This is a genomic window from Flavobacterium sp. KY-23415 (assembly GCF_055384985.1).
In genome coordinates, this window is record NZ_AP044001.1 from 3093616 (window position 1) to 3109789 (window position 16174).

General features: G+C 30.9%; 13 protein-coding genes. 2 read left to right on the top strand and 11 right to left on the bottom strand.

Going from position 1 to position 16174, the window contains the following annotated elements; genetic code table 11:
- Nucleotides 1–5: 5 nt before the first annotated feature.
- From ACZ49Z_RS13615 to ACZ49Z_RS13645, 7 genes are all read right to left on the bottom strand, one after another.
- Complete coding sequence (locus ACZ49Z_RS13615; protein ID WP_464304855.1) at nt 6–308, bottom strand: DUF6576 domain-containing protein; 303 nt, start codon at nt 306–308, stop codon at nt 6–8.
- Nucleotides 309–458: 150 nt separating this feature from the next.
- A complete protein-coding gene (locus ACZ49Z_RS13620; RefSeq protein ID WP_464304856.1) occupies nt 459–3956 on the bottom strand; it encodes an efflux RND transporter permease subunit in 3498 nt (1165 codons plus the stop codon).
- An 8-nt stretch (nt 3957–3964) separates the two neighbouring features.
- The gene (locus ACZ49Z_RS13625; protein WP_464304857.1) at nt 3965–5128 is read right to left on the bottom strand and encodes an efflux RND transporter periplasmic adaptor subunit; all 1164 of its coding nucleotides are present in this window, start codon (nt 5126–5128) and stop codon (nt 3965–3967) included.
- Between the two features lie 8 nt (nt 5129–5136).
- Nucleotides 5137–6483 (bottom strand): TolC family protein, encoded by a 1347-nt coding sequence (locus tag ACZ49Z_RS13630; protein WP_464304858.1) that lies wholly within the window; start codon nt 6481–6483, stop codon nt 5137–5139.
- A gap of 10 nt (nt 6484–6493) precedes the next feature.
- A complete protein-coding gene (locus ACZ49Z_RS13635; RefSeq protein ID WP_464304859.1) occupies nt 6494–7087 on the bottom strand; it encodes a TetR/AcrR family transcriptional regulator in 594 nt (197 codons plus the stop codon).
- A 399-nt stretch (nt 7088–7486) separates the two neighbouring features.
- Complete coding sequence (locus ACZ49Z_RS13640; protein WP_464304860.1) at nt 7487–8662, bottom strand: hypothetical protein; 1176 nt, start codon at nt 8660–8662, stop codon at nt 7487–7489.
- A gap of 195 nt (nt 8663–8857) precedes the next feature.
- Nucleotides 8858–9544 (bottom strand): M50 family metallopeptidase, encoded by a 687-nt coding sequence (locus ACZ49Z_RS13645; protein ID WP_464304861.1) that lies wholly within the window; start codon nt 9542–9544, stop codon nt 8858–8860.
- Between the two features lie 446 nt (nt 9545–9990).
- On the opposite strand from ACZ49Z_RS13645, the gene ACZ49Z_RS13650 reads away from it, so the two are divergent.
- On the top strand, nt 9991–10965 hold the full coding sequence (locus ACZ49Z_RS13650; protein WP_464304862.1) for a polyprenyl synthetase family protein: 975 nt from the start codon (nt 9991–9993) through the stop codon (nt 10963–10965).
- 33 nt (nt 10966–10998) lie between these two features.
- A complete protein-coding gene (locus ACZ49Z_RS13655) occupies nt 10999–11349 on the top strand; it encodes a hypothetical protein (RefSeq protein WP_464304863.1) in 351 nt (116 codons plus the stop codon).
- Between the two features lie 57 nt (nt 11350–11406).
- Here the strand turns inward: ACZ49Z_RS13655 and ACZ49Z_RS13660 are convergent, their stop codons facing one another.
- The 4 genes from ACZ49Z_RS13660 to ACZ49Z_RS13675 all read right to left on the bottom strand — a co-directional run bounded on the left by ACZ49Z_RS13660 (nt 11407) and on the right by ACZ49Z_RS13675 (nt 16174).
- Nucleotides 11407–12354 carry a beta-1,6-N-acetylglucosaminyltransferase gene (locus tag ACZ49Z_RS13660; protein ID WP_464304864.1) on the bottom strand — a complete coding sequence of 316 codons (948 nt, stop codon included), beginning with the start codon at nt 12352–12354 and terminating at the stop codon, nt 11407–11409.
- Nucleotides 12355–12522: 168 nt separating this feature from the next.
- On the bottom strand, nt 12523–13857 hold the full coding sequence (locus tag ACZ49Z_RS13665) for a DUF58 domain-containing protein (RefSeq protein WP_464304865.1): 1335 nt from the start codon (nt 13855–13857) through the stop codon (nt 12523–12525).
- Nucleotides 13858–13908: 51 nt separating this feature from the next.
- A complete protein-coding gene (locus ACZ49Z_RS13670; protein WP_464304866.1) occupies nt 13909–14943 on the bottom strand; it encodes an AAA family ATPase in 1035 nt (344 codons plus the stop codon).
- Nucleotides 14944–14995: 52 nt separating this feature from the next.
- Nucleotides 14996–16174 carry a DUF4350 domain-containing protein gene (locus ACZ49Z_RS13675; protein ID WP_464304867.1) on the bottom strand — a complete coding sequence of 393 codons (1179 nt, stop codon included), beginning with the start codon at nt 16172–16174 and terminating at the stop codon, nt 14996–14998.

The following is a 16174-nucleotide window of genomic DNA, read 5'->3' on the forward strand; positions in this document are numbered from 1 at the left end:
CTGTATTATTTTGAGAGTTCATCTAACCTTTTGCGCTCGTTTGAAGACAAACCGTTAATACCTTTTTTACTTATTTTTTCTAATAATTTATCAAGTTCTTTTTGTTTTCTTACTTTTTCAGCATTGTATTTATCATCTATAGTGTAGTATTTATTATCATTATCTAAAGATGATTTTGTTTTCGTTGAAGAAGAAAATAGGTTTGTTTTTTGAATTATCCAATAACCAAAAATGAGTGTAATTAGGATAATTAAAACGTAAGCATCAGAAAAGGCTAAATTGTGTAGTACAAGAGCAAAAGTATTCATTATTATTTTCTTCGATTTGAAGTTGTATTTTTTTTACGAAGATAAAAAAAAGTATTTTATTTTCTTTCTATTTCTTTTCTAGGAATAAATAGATGCATAAAGAAAAGGCTTCGAAATTTTTCGAAGCCTTTTTTCTATAAATTGAGAATATTATTCTTCAATAGTTTTTGTTTTCAATCTTCTGTTTTGTAGTCTAATTTTAAATAGGTTAACTAAATAAAACAAGACTGGAACAACAATTAAGGTTAAGAATGTTGCAAAGATTAATCCGAAGATTACTGTCCATGCTAATGGTCCCCAGAAGATAACGTTATCTCCACCCATATAGATATTTGGATTACCATTTGCAAACAAACTGAAGAAATCAATATTAAAACCAATTGCTAAAGGAATTAATCCTAAAACAGTAGTAATTGCAGTTAATAGTACAGGTCTTAAACGCGCTTTCCCTCCAATAACAATAGCATTGAAAATGTCTTCTTTACCTAATTGTGTCTTTGCAGGAAGATTTAACTCTTCTGTTCTACGAGCAATTAATAAATCGGTATAATCGAGGAGTACCACACCATTGTTTACTACAATTCCCGCTAGAGATATGATTCCCATCATGGTCATCATAATAACGAATGGCCAACCTGTCAACATTAAGCCTAAGAATACTCCAATGAAACTTAAGAATACAGCTACCATGATGATTCCAGGTCTTGAAACAGAGTTAAATTGGAAAATTAGGATTAAGAAAATCAAGAACAATCCTGTTGCTAATGCTCCCATTAAGAATTTCATTTGCTTTGCTTGTTCTTCTAATTGTCCAGTATATGATATTTTAACTGTTTTTGGTTGTTTGAAAGCCCCCATTTCTGCCTCAATTTGTTTCACAACAGCCCCAGCATCTGTAAAGCCAGGTGATAAAGCAGAATACAAAACAACAACTCGTTCGTATTGTTTGTGTTTAATGGCACTAAACGCAGAGGTGTTCTTTTGTGAAGCTACTGTTGAAACTGGAATTTCTTTAATTTGTCCAGTTGCCATGTCTCTAAAAGTGATGTTTTGATTAAAAATAGCACTTTTGTTATATCTGTTATCTTCATTAAAACGGACATAGATGTCATAATCTTCTCCGTCATTTTTATAGATACCTGCTTTTTCACCGAAAATAGAACGACGTAATTGGTTTCCTACTTGACCTGCAGAAACGCCCATTTCACCAGCTTTTGCACGATCAACAACTACTTTCATTGCTGGCTTTCCTTTGTTCACATCTACTTTTAGTTCGTCAACACCCGGGATGTTTTTAGACGATAAAAAGTCTTTCATGCTTTCCGCTGTATTAATCAGTTCTGTGTAATCATTACCTTTAATTTCAATATTAATAGGATAACCCGCTGGAGGCCCAACAGCATCTTTTTCTACAGAAATTGTTACACCAGGATAAATGTCTTTTACAGATTCTTGTACTTTTTTGCGAAGGTCTTCAGAATCTAAACCATTTCTAAATTTAAACTCTCTCATAGAGATAGTAATTTTTCCTTTGTGTGGCATTTCTGCACTAGAACCACCATCTGTCTGAGGATTACCAGCTCCTTCACCTACTTGTGAAACAGCGCTTTCTACTAAATAATTTGTTTTGTCTTTTGGATTGATGATTTCTTCATCACCAATTTTTTGGTTTAAGACAGCATAAACTCTTTTTTCAATAGCTGTAGTAATTTCGTTAGTTTTGGCAATGTCTGTTCCTTGAGGATATTCTACATAAACAATGATTTGGTTTGGGGTATTGTCTGGGAAAAACTCCACTTTTGTGCGACCACTTCCAACGCTCCATCCAAAATACAGTCCTAAGATTACAAAGAACATTAGTGTCATACCAATTACCGTAATATGAGGTTTCTTTCCAGATAAAAAGAATCTCAATCCGCTTTCATACCAATTTTCCCATTTTGTTAAAATTCTATTTTGAAAGGCAACTGTCCATCCTTTAATGACATATTTATATAGCCAGAACATAATGGCTGTAAAAATCATTACAGAACCTAACGCTCTCATGGCTCCACCAAATATTAAAATGAAAAGACCTAATCCTACCAATATAATAGATAATCTAATTAAGGATTTTTTACTTAATATCTTTTCATTAATGTCCATGAATTGGGATACCATTACCGAGTTGAAAAAGATAGCCACAAATAAAGAAGAACCTAATACAACCGATAATGTAATTGGGAAATAGATCATAAACTGTCCCATTACTCCAGGCCACATTCCCAGTGGAACGAAGGCTGCAACGGTTGTTGCTGTAGAAATAATGATTGGTAAAGCAATCTCACCTATACCTTTTTTGGCAGCTTCAACTCTATCCATACCTTCATCTTCCATGAGTCGATAGACGTTTTCAACCACCACAATTCCGTTATCTACAAGCATACCGAGTCCCATGATTAATCCGAATAAAATCATGGTGTTCATAGTATAGCCCATTGCATTTAGAATCATGAACGACATGAACATGGACATAGGAATTGCGAAACCAACAAATAGGGCATTTCTAAATCCTAAGAAAAACATTAACACGCCAACCACTAGGATAATACCAAAAATGATATTGTTTACTAAGTCATCTACTTGATTTAAAGTTCTTGAAGATTGGTCGTTTGATAATGTGATTTTTAAATCTTTAGGAAAAATATTTTCCTCCGCATCTTTAACAATGGTTCTTATTTTCTCTGTTGCTTCGATCATGTTTTTACCAGCACGTTTTTTAACGTCTAGCATTACCACGCTTTTTCCAAACTCTCTAGCATAGGTTGTTTTGTCAACATCTTTAAAAGTAACTTTTGCAATGTCTTTTAAATATACAGCACCTCCTTGGGTTTTTACAACGAAATTTTCTAACTCACTTGGTTTTTCTACTTCACCAAGAATTCGAATTGTTCTTCTTTGTCCGTTCGATATAAGATTACCTGCAGACATCGTTACGTTTCCGTTTCTAATGGCATTAATAACATCGTCAAAACTAACTCTTGAAGCCATCATTTTATAAATATCTACGGCAACTTCAACTTCTTTTTCTTGTGCCCCGCGAATATCTACTTGTTTAATCTCTTCTAAAGCTTCAATTTCATCTTCTAAATATTCTCCAAATACTTTTAATTTTTCAACAGGATAGTCTCCTTGAATATTGATGTTTAAGATAGGAACTTCTTCAGAAATGTTTAGATCAAATACATTAGGTTCTACTTTTGCTCCATTAAATGTTGGCCAATCTTCACCACCTGTTTTAGTGTCTATTTTGTCTTTTATTTTTTGTTTGGCAGCTTCAACGGTTATTTTCTCATCAAATTCTACTGTTATAATACCATAGTCTTCTTGCGAAGTAGATAATATTTTAACAACGTTACTCACGTTTCTAATTTCATCTTCTAATGGGTCAACAATTAAACGTTCAATGTCTTCTGCTGTATTCCCAGGATAAACAGTACTGATGTATATTTTAGTCTCTTTAATTTCTGGGAAATCTTCTCTTGGCATACTGTAGTATGCAGACAATCCTAGAATTAAAAACATTATCATCTTAACATAGATTGTCATCTTGTTTTCGATAGCCCACGATGATAATTTAAATTCTTTATCTGTTGTATTAGTACTCATTCTTTAACTTATTTAATTATGGATACTTTCTGACCATCTTTAACACTACGAGCACCTTCACTAATAATGTTGTCGCCATGTTTAATACCTTCTAAAATTTCTATATAATTGTTTTGTGATTGTCCTGTTTTAACAATTACTTTTTTCGCTACAGCTTCTCCTTTTTCAGAAACATTTTGAGCAATATAAAGGTATTGTTCTCCTTCTGCATTTTCAGAAATAATACTTACAGGTACAGTAACTACTTTAGGGTTAGTGTAATCGTTAATTAGAATTTTAGCAGAAAGATTTGGTTTAATTTTTCCATTTTTGTTTGGAACAGCTATTTGAATGTCGAACGAACGATTTTCTGGAGTAATGTAGTTGCTTGCTTGAGTAATTTTTGTATTCATCTTTTCGCCAAGTATTGGGAAGTCAACAATTACATCTGTTCCTTTTTTAACTGTAGAAATGTTTTTTTCAGGAACAGAAGCCTCTAGATACATGTTTCCAAGGCTAACAATTCTTAAGATTGGCGATCCAGGACCAACAACGCTACCTTTTTCAGAAATGATATCATCTATTGTTCCAGAAAAAGGTGCTTTAACTAATGTTTTTGCAACCTGACTTCTCATTTGTGCTACTGCTTTGGTTTGAGCTTCATATGAAGATTTAGCTTGTAAGAATTGAATTTCTGAGCCAATTTTTTGATCCCATAAATTCTTTTGTCTTTCAAAAGTTGTTTTTGCTAAGTTGGCTTGAATTTCTAATTGTGCTAATTGTTGCCCTAAACCGCCATCATCAATTTTAGCTAAGGTTTGTCCTTTAGAAACTTTTTGTCCTTCGGTAACATATACTTGTTGTAATGTTCCACCAAATTCTGAGTTTAAGACTATGTTTTCTTTTGTTTGCACAGTAGCTTGTAGTTCTAAATAGTGATTGAAAACAGTGTCTTTTGCAACTAGTGTAGTTATTAAAGCAAGTTTGTGGTCTTGGTCTTTAAGACCTATTGCTTCATCAATTAATGCTAATTCTTTTAATAGTGCATCAGATTGATTTACTAATTCAGTTCTTTTGGCTCTTAATTGCTCTAGAGTACCGTTTTCTATAACAGAAGCAGTTGAGTTTTTTTTATCACCTCCACAAGAGATTAATAGGATAGAGGATGCTATGATTAAATATATTTGTTTCATTTTTTTAATTATTGTTTTGTTGTTATTTTGTCTAAAGCTGTTTTCTTGTTAATCACGTCTATCATTGATTGTAATAAACTTTGTTGAGAACTGTATAATTGTCTTTGAGCTTCTGTATATTCAAAACTACTAGATAGTCCTTCTTTGAATTTTACTTGTTGCTTTTTCTCAATTCTTTCTGCTAATTTTAAGTTCGATTTTGATGTAGCATATTGTTCAATACTATAGTCATAATCACTTTGAGCTTGTTGAAATTGTAGTTTTAGTCGTTGTTCTGTATCTTTTAGCTCGTTTCTGGCTTGTTCAAGTGCAATCTTGGCTTGTTGTTTTCTAGAATGATCTCTAAAGCTACTAAAAATAGGCATGTTTATACTAACACCTAAATTAGAGTTACTATACCATTTTTGATCTTGGTTGAAGAAATCAAAACGATTAGCAAAGGAATTGTATCCAAAATTTAATTGTGCTCCAATGGTTGGTAAACCTCTATAGCGTTCTAATTTTAATAGCAATTGTTTCGATTTTTCGTTGTTTTCTCCCATCCTATAGTCGATAGAATTTTTAACTTCATATTCTTCTGTAGCAGAAGTTAAAATTACATTCTTAGCAGTAAGTTCATCAAGATTTTCTTTTAACTCTAAATTATTGTTGACGTCTATTCCTAATGCAATCTTTAGAAAATTTAAAGCTATTTCACTTCTTTTATTGGCATTGGAAAGTGAGCTATTAATTTGTGCTAAGGTTATTTGTAATTGCTCTACGTTTTCTTCTTCAATTAATCCATTTTTGAATATTTCTTGTGTTTCAAAAAGGGTTTTTTCTAAAGAAGTTTTATTATTTTCTAGGATGGAAATACTTTCTCTAGCCAAAAGCACATTCCCATAGGCATTAGTTACCATTTCTTTTATTTCTAAATCGGTTTTGATTTTAGCATTTTTAGAAATTTGAAGATATACTTTAGCCGATTGAAGTCCAACGATATAGGAACCGTCAAAAATTAATTGACTTAGAGTTGCTTTAGCATCCATACTGTGTTTTGTTCCGAATGTTATTGTGGTTACATCATTTGGATCACCACCAGGATTAAAAGCATTACCTGTAACTCCTTGCTCTGTAAAGTTTAGATTGTTTAAATAGACTAGATTGGCATTAATTTGGGGAAGTCCGCTTGCTGTTGTTTCCCATTTTTTTTGTTTTGCGGCTTCTATATCTTTACTAGCGTTTATCGCTGTATAATTGTTTTTAATAGCATATTCAATGGCTTCGTCAAGAGAGAAAGAATAATTTGTTTTTTCTTCTTGAGCATTGATTAAACTAGCAAAAAACAAAAAGATAATAATAAATCTATGTTTCATTTGTTGTTAATTAATTTAATTTAGATAATTGATATTCTAATTCTTTTAAACCTTCTGCTGTTGCAATAGATCTTGTGTGATATTTTAGAGCTCCTAATTCGTTTTTGTTGACTTCATTTTCAGATTCGAAATGCTCGTTTATTCCAAAAATGAGCAAATAATAGAACAATACGGTTTGGTTTATATTGATGTCTTCACGGTACAGTCCTTGTTTGATTCCCTTTTCTAAATTTTGATGAAAAAAACTTTTGCATTGGTGCGATTCCCTTTCTCTAATCTTATCATAAATAAAAGGGTAATGTTTTTTTAATTGAAACAAAGGAGCATCACCATCGGTTTTGAACATTTCGTCAAACATTTCTCTAACTATAAAGTTTTCTTCAATGGCATTTTTTCCTAGTTGTATAATATCTTCAAATCTTTGATGAATTACAATGTGAATGTAATCACATCCAGCTTCGATTAGTTCTTCCTTATTAGAGAAGTATTTATAAAGTGTCTTTTTAGATATTCCAAGTTTGGCAGAAATATCGTCCATAGTAACACTCTTAAAACCTAATTTAAAGAACATTTCCGTAGCTTTTATAATTATTTTCTCTTTCAAGTGTATTGGGATTGTTAAGTTTTTTCGGGTGCAAATGTATGAAGGAAACTTTTAATACAAAAATAGTTTCCAATGTTTTTACTAAAAATTAACATAGATTTAAGTTTAAGTTTTTTTTTATAATTTGGGATAGTTCATTTAAAAAGTTTTTAATTATTTTAAATCTCCCTTTTTTTAGCGTTTGATGTTAGTTTGTTACCTTATTTAAAGAATGATTTTTATAAAAAAAGAGGCTATTCTAAAAGTCAGTAATCTAGTCATTTCTATCAAAGGGAGGTATCTCATAGTGTAGATATTGTGATTTCTCCTGATGTTGAAATGGAAAACTAGTCGTTGAGCTCTGACTTTTTGGACAGCCTCTTAATTTGAGTTAAAGAAATTGCTTTTATTTCAATGCATTTATAATTTTTTTAAGACATCGGTTTCATCAATTTTTAATAAAAAATGAAATAAATCAAATCCTGGAGTTTCGGGTTGAAGACCAATCGTATAAGATGATAAGTTTACAGGAAGACCTGTGTTAAGAAGATTAATAAGATCGAATAATTCTTTGCTGTCTTCAATAATTATTTCATGTCCTCTTGCGAATACGGAAGATTGTTGTTTTTTTAAAGGGAGTAATTCAAGAGAAAAAGGTTTTTTTAATTGATACGTTCCTTGCAAATCTATTGAAGCATATTGTTTGATTGAAGGTTTCATGAAGCCACCATTACTCTTAAGTCGTAACATTAATCTTTTAACAGCTTGTTCGCTTTCATTTTGGAAATTTAGAGTTTGTAATAATTCTGAAGGAGAAATATGATTCAGTAAAGTATTGTTGTCTGGATTTACTTGTGATAGTTCGTTGATTAGTAGTTCTTTTACTTTTCCTTGTGATGCTCTCCTGTAATCGAGTACTAGGCTCACAGAAAACGCTTCGGTGTTTGCAACATGATACATGTCATCTGGAAAAGAAATGGCATCTCCAGGTTCTAGGACATAAGCAGTAGCTGCGTGAAGAATTTCTTCTACATTTTTATAGGAAGTAGCATGATTGGTTAGCCGATTATACTCCTCTGTTTCCCAAATATAAAATGTTTTAGTAGCTGGCCCAAGATGAAATAGAACGCCATCTTCACCAGCACTTCCACGGTGCACTCCAAAGGGAGTATAGCCATAATCACCCATAAAAAAAAGTAAGGACAAACCAGCAAATGGATACCCTAATGCATTAATTAATGGAGCTACTTTATCGCTCATTTTTTCTACAATTTCATTGTTGTAATTTTCAATAAAATTCATAATTAACCCAAAAGGCTCTCCTTGATAAGTGCGTTTTGCCCAATCTTTCAATGACTCATTTGCTAAAGGAGGTTGTGCAATGAATAATTCATTTTGTGCATTATCTTGTTCTCCTTTCAAGAAAATTTTTAACCCATTATAGGGCTTGTTTTCTTTTGCATATTGTTGCGTGCTTTTTGCAATTAAATCTAAAAATAATGCACATTCTTGAGGATTAAGAATTCCTTTTTGCATTGCTGGAGTAGTAAGTCTATTGGTGTTGCTTATTAATGCATTCCATTTTTCAAGGCTCATTGTATAATGTTGGTGTTAAGTTTTATTAGGTAATGATGATATGTGTAAAAAAATAAGTATATCCCAATCAAATATAGAATAAACTTTTAGCTTTTAAAAATGAGAAGAAGTTAAATAATGATAGTTTAATCTTATTAGATTAGAGAGGATTGTTTAATAAACAAGCAATTAGCACTGCTCATTACCAGTAAATTACTATTCTCCTTGGTGTTTGTAAATGTACTTAAGTGTAAAGAATAAGGTAGTTATTGCAATTAGTATCCAAATAATTCCTATGAGTTGACTTGAAAAGCCTGTTATTTCTGCAATTTGATCTGCATCACTACCAATATTTGTTCTATCAATTAAATCATCTTTAATATCTAATATAACATAAAAACAAGAAGTTATACCTATAAACTTTAACCACAAATCATGAAAAACGGGGCTAAAATATTTATAGGCAACCAACATGAAAATTCCTAATCCAGCAGTCATTGCTGTACCGAAAAATTCACCCGATTTCAATACAAAATATGACAGCCATAACAATACAAAACCAATAATTAATGAAATATAATGATCTTTCTTGGTTTTTACTGCTAAAACTAGAATTAATGTTCCCCAAAGCAAACTTCCTAAATAGCCCGCACTAGCAGTCATGATGCTACTCCAAAAACTGGGTTCTAAACGATATTGGCAATAGCCACCAATTCGTGGATCTATCTGTATTTGTAGAATTGTTCCACCAAATAGCATTGCCATTAAACCGTGACTCATTTCATGCAGCATGACCACAAATAATTTAATTGGATAAATGAAGATAGTATTCCAAAAAAGGCCAGCTATAGCAATCATAATTGCTAAGTATAAAATTTGGAATTTTCCATTCGTTACGTTCATGGTTGGGTTTCATTATAGATGCAAAACAAATATAAATAAACTTTGAATATCCTAACTCATTTTTGGAAGTAAAGCAAAACAAGTTGTGATACTTTTTTTAGGTTTAAAAAAAATATCACGTTTTTGTGATAATTATTTTTTAAATTATTTTTTTATCACAAAAACGTGATTAAAAAACATAATTCAAAAAAATAATCACAGCTTTTTGATTTGTTTTTGGTCTAGATTTAGCAATTGTAAATTATGTTAATAAGAGGTTACTTATTGAAGTTATTGCAAAAAAATGAAATATATTAGATAGTATAAAAATAAATTAATCGAGTATAATTAAAATAGGTTCAAAAAAAGAGTTGTAAAGGTAGGGTTTTAAAAAAGGAAACTTTGTTAATCTAGTATTGGTTACAAATAAAAAACTTATTTTTGCATAAAGCTATTACTAGTAAGAAATGCATGCAATAAGTCAATACCAAGAAATAATTAAAACTCATTTTGAAGAGTTACATACAATAAAAGAACCTAAAAATTTATACGAACCTATTCAATATATTCTGTCACTTGGAGGAAAAAGAATGCGTCCTGTATTAACATTAATGACAAGTGAGATTTTTGATGTTTCCTATGAAAAAGCGCTTCATGCGGCTACAGCAATAGAGGTTTTTCATAATTTTTCATTAATTCACGATGATATTATGGACGATGCTCCACTGCGAAGAGGAAATCAAACAGTCCATGAAAAATGGGATTTGAATACTGGAATCCTTTCTGGTGATGCGATGCTTATTTTGGCATATCAGTTTTTTGAAAACTATGAGCCTGCTATTTTTCAAAAACTAGCAAAATTGTTTAGTAAAACAGCATTAGAAGTTTGTGAAGGACAGCAATATGATGTTGATTTTGAAACGAGAGACGACGTTACTATTCCTGAGTATTTAAAAATGATAGAATATAAAACAGCTGTATTGGTTGGAGCAGCAATGAAAATGGGAGCAATAGTAGCAGAAACTTCTGAGGAAAACGCTAATTTAATCTATGATTTTGGTTTGAATTTGGGAATTGCATTTCAATTGCAAGACGATTATTTAGATGCTTTTGGAGATCCTAAAACGTTTGGAAAGCAAGTAGGAGGAGATATTATTGAAAACAAAAAAACGTACCTTTATTTAAAAGCACTGGCTTTTAGCAATCAAGATGAGAAAGTACAATTGCAGCATTTGTTTTCAATACAACCCAATGATAATACAGATAAAATTGCATCGGTAAAAGCAATTTTCAATTCCTCTGGTGCCTCTAAAGCAACACAAGACGCAATAAAAGAATATACTATGAAAGCATTTGAAACATTGGAGATAATGAATATTTCAGATGATAAAAAGATGATATTAAGAATGTTTGGTGAAAAATTGATGAATAGAAATGTGTAATTTTGATAGCATTGCTATAAAATTGAATTGAAAATGTATGAATCTCCAGTAAGTATAGAGGATTTAATAAATCAAGCAGAAGAAAATCATTTGTATTTTAAGTTAATTGAGCAAACCAATAAAGATTTTGCCTTAGCCAATGAAGCAATAGATATTCCTTTGTCAATTTTTCCGTTTCAGTTCAAAGAGCTTGTGCATGAAAAAATAATCAAACTTATTAATTATAAGTTTGCAGAATACCTTAACTTACTCTATATTATAGATGTTTCAGAAGAACAAATAAAAAAACTAGACGGTTCCGATATTGTTCAATTAGCCGAACAAGTAACTTTTCTCATTTTAAAAAGAGAATGGCAAAAAGTGTGGTTTAGAAACAAATACTAAATAGAAAATGATATTCTATAAATTGCTTCGTTATTTTATAAACGACCGTTTTTGAGATTAATGGATGGCATCTAACAAATCAAAAATTACTGCATCAATTTCCATGTCGAATTTTCTAGCAAAGATTTTGTTACTAGGAAGGTTTGTTATTAATTGAACATCATTTTGGGTAAATGTTACAGGCAAAGGAACATTTTTGCGTGACCAATCCACGAAAGTAAGGCTGTTTTGAATAGTAATCTCAGGGTTAGATTTTTTGAGATGCACTAATAGCGTTTGGAAGAATAGTTCATCTGGTGAGAATGAATATTCATAATAGGCAATATACTCTGGGTTCTCATAACAATAATCTAAAATTATTTTAGAAGTTTTAGCCGTAAATGACCACCATTGACTTCCTGCAAATGGTTCTAAGCTGGTATTGCGTTGGGTTATTAAATTTTTCCTAAATTCTTTTTTTAGGAAAAGTGAAGGTTTTCTAATGCCTATTTTTGCTAGATATTTTAAGGTTCTTAATGTGTAAAACGCTTTAACATTAATTGGTGGAATTAGGACATAGTTGCCTCTTTTGTTTGATAAATTATATTTGTAATGATATAATCGGTTTTTCCATTCTGTTGGGAAAACAGTTTTAATTGGAGCTATATCGATAAAATCAATGTGTGAATTTTGTGAAAAGAATTGATTAGTATAGGCATTGGTTTTTATAGGATAATCTTGACCACTTAATAGAACCATTCTTCCTTCGGGATTAATTTTTAATGCTTTCTCCATTAAAGAAAGAGTTGCTTTTACTATAGCTAAGTCTCCCCAAGCACAATCAAATTGGTCTTCACAAAAATAGACATTCAAATTTTTGAAAGAAGAACTAAAAGAAGCAATATCCTTTTTTTTGTCTAAATGAATATAAAAAAATGCCCCATCATGATGCAATCGATTTATCAATCGGTTTAATTGTTCAGGGTTTTTGTGAGCTAGAATTAAGAAGTTAATTTTTTTTGTCATTATATTTTTTTACTCTCATTTTAACAAAATACAGAGGAATATTGAATACTATTCTATAGTAATTACTGTAATAGTCTCAATATTAGATGAGTAGTTGTTTTAGCTAGCTCAGTAACAGGAGCTTTCATTTTGTTTTTTTATAGAATAATTATATTTTTTTGGAGCTAATTACAAAATACCTCTTGCTTTAATTTCTAGATATTTATTAATGGTATCTAATGTTAAATTCTCAGGTTGTGTAAGTACCGAATAAATTCCGTATTTACGTAGTTCGTTTACAATCAATCGTTTTTCGAAAGCAAATTTTTCGGCAATTACTTTGTCGTATATTTCTTGTACGGTTTCTGCTTTTTTATTAATCAAATCGTTCAATTCTGTGTTGTTGAAGAAAACAATGACTAACAAATGATTTTTTGCAATTCCTTTTAAATAGGGTAGTTGTCTGTGCAAACCGTCTAGTGTTTCAAAATTGGTATAGAGCATGATTAAGCTTCTATGATTAACGTGTTTCTTGATATCAACATACAATCGGCTAAAATCACTTTCAAAATAATCGGTTTTAATGTTGTATAAACCCTCCATGATTTGTTGCATCTGACTTTGTCTTTTTTCTGCAACAACACGATTTTCTACTTTCTTTGAAAAGGTAAACATGCCTGCTTTGTCTTGTTTTTTAATAATTACATTAGACAAAACTAGGGTAGCATTTATGGCATAGTCTAGTAAACTTAATCCGTTAAATGGCATTTTCATAACACGACCTTTGTCTATTGCCATATAAACGTTTTGCGATTTTTCGTCTTGAAATTGGTTCACCATTAATTGGTTGCGCTTAGCAGTGGCTTTCCAGTTAATGGTGCGAATATCATCGCCTTGCACATATTCTTTAATTTGTTCAAACTCCATGGTGTGTCCAATTCTTCTTATCTTCTTTAATCCATATTGAAATAGGTTATTTGAAAAAGCCATTAAATCATACTTACGTAATTGTATATAAGAAGGATAGGTGGGCACCATTTGGTCTTTATTGAACGTATATCTTTTTGCAATTAAACGTAAAGGAGAAACCGCATAAAAATTGAGGTTGCCAAAAAAATATTCTCCACGTTCTGTTGGGCGAAGAAAGTATTGATATTCGTCGTTTGATGAGGCTTTTACTTTTCTTTTTACTTCAAAATTGCGTTCTTGAAATTGAAATGGAATTTCATCTATAATTTTGGCAAGAATTGGAAAGGTATATTTGTTTTTTATTTTAATTATAATCGGATTTTCATCTCCATTAGATAGCTTTTCGGGCGTTATTCTAATTGCTTCTATTTTGTTGCCAAATCCAAAGAGTAAAAAAATATCGATAGCTGTGAAAACTAGTAAAACATACAACAAATACCAAGTTGCATTATAAAAAACAGGGAAAAAATAAGCAACTAAAAATAGAAAAATGATTCCCATTAGGCAATAAAAAAAGAAATTATTAAGGAAGAGTTGTTTTATAAATTGCTTCATTCTTATATTTTTAACTAGCGATATTTAGTGTCTTTTTAAGGAGTTGATTTTTTATCTTGGAATTTCTACAGAATCAATAATTTGTTTGATGATTTCTGTGCTCGTAATACCTTCCATTTCGCGCTCTGGAGTAACAACAACTCTGTGTTGAAGTACAGGAATAGCCGCTTCTTTAATATCTTCTGGAGTTACAAAATCACGATTTTTTAGTGCCGCAAATCCTTTTGCAGCATTTAAAATAGCAATAGAAGCCCTTGGAGATGCTCCAAGATATAAAAATTGATTTTCACGTGTGTTTAATACAATTTTAGCAATATATTCTACCAAATGAGGTTCAATTAGAATTTGTTTTACTAATGATTGAAATTCGAGGATATTACTCTTAGCCACTACTTGTGCAATGGTTGCCAATTTATCATTGTTTTGTAACTCATTTTCTTTTTGGAGTATAGCAATTTCCTCTGATAAATTAGGATAATCGATGTTTATTTTGAATAAGAAACGGTCTAATTGTGCTTCTGGAAGACGATAGGTTCCTTCTTGTTCTATTGGGTTCTGTGTTGCAATTACTAAGAAAGGTAAATCTAATTTATAAGTATGTCCGTCAGCAGTAATTTGACGTTCTTCCATTACTTCAAACAAAGCGGCTTGTGTTTTTGCTGGAGCACGGTTAATTTCGTCAATTAATACAAAATTAGAAAATATTGGTCCTTTTTTAAATTCAAAACTCGATTTTGATAAATCAAATACAGAAGTTCCTATAATATCCGATGGCATTAAATCGGGAGTGAATTGAATGCGATTGAAATCTAAACTTAAAGTTTTTGACAATAATTTTGCGGTTATTGTTTTTGCTACTCCAGGAACACCTTCTAGAAGCACGTGTCCATTTGAAAGTATAGCTACTAATAATTGATCGACCATTCGAGATTGTCCCACGATTACTTTTGCAATTTCTTTTCTAATATTACTTACACTTTCTTGAAGCGGTGTTAAATTTATTCTGGATTGAAAATTTACATTTTCGTTTGTGTTTTCAAACGTGTTTGTATTTAGTTCTTCGTTGTTTTCGAAATTATTTTCCATATGTTTCTATTTCTGATGCTTTTATTTTTTAACTAACAAGCAATTTATTCTTTTATATATTTAATTTTTCAATTGCAGTATTAAATTCGACTAAATCTTTTTCTGTGCTATTGGTTTGGTTGCGGTATTTTTTTATTAGTCGAACAATATTTTCGATGTCGGTTTTATTTTTTCCGGTTTTTTGTTGTAGTCTATTAATGAAACTTTCATTTAAATCGAAAGTGTCTATTAAATATTCGTTTCTAATTCTTTCAAGGAGAAATTTAATCTTTTTATCAATAAGATCTTGATGGTTTCCTTCTTGGTAATAGAGGTTTCCAATGGTTTTAGTAAAATCGACAGTAGTATTTTTTAAGGGTTCAATTATCGGGATTACACGTTGTTTTCTTTTGGCATTGAAAAACATGAATACAAAGAGACTAATTAGGGCTATTTTCCATGCCCAATTTAATGCGGGTTGGCTAAAAATATAGCCCATTGGGTGATCTATTTTATTGTGTGTTTCTGCCAGGTACCAATAGGTTACAGCTGTGTTAATATGCGACAATACTTGTTCTGCATATTTGTAGTTTCCTTTATTGAGCAAATAATAATTAGTGAATATTGCTGGTTGCGTATGAAAATAAAACATTCCATTTTTATATGGAATTCGCACAAAGTTAGGATAAGAATCGTTATTGGTGTTTTTTTGATGTCCTAGAATAGTTGTTTTTGTGCTATCGAAATCTTTAATATAAACATCATTAATTCCTTTTAGATAATTATAACTTTCTTTGTTTTTTATGGAAAACTGAAGAGTATCTGAAAAATTACTAGTATAACCGTAATCAAAGTTCAAAGAGTCTCTTAGTGTTTGAGGGAAACTGCTTGCGCAAATAAAAACTGAATTCCCATGAGCAGCAAAATATAAAAGTTCTTGTGTAGATTCTTCATCGATGGTATAATTTTCATTAATAAACAGTACAGAGCCCTTAATGCTGTAACTACTATCGCTGTATGAATATTTATAATCTAGAAACTCATAGGGGGTTTTACCAAATTTTTCTACTTTTTTATTCTTAAAGAAACCGTTTATTTCTTGGTCTAAAACATAGAGTCCATATGGGATTTTATCTTTAATACTATAGGTTGGTTTCCAATCTATAGGTTTGGGTCTGTTAGCATCTATAGTGACTATTCCAACGAGAATAAGCACTAATATGAAGATGTATATTTTGATACTTTTTGACAT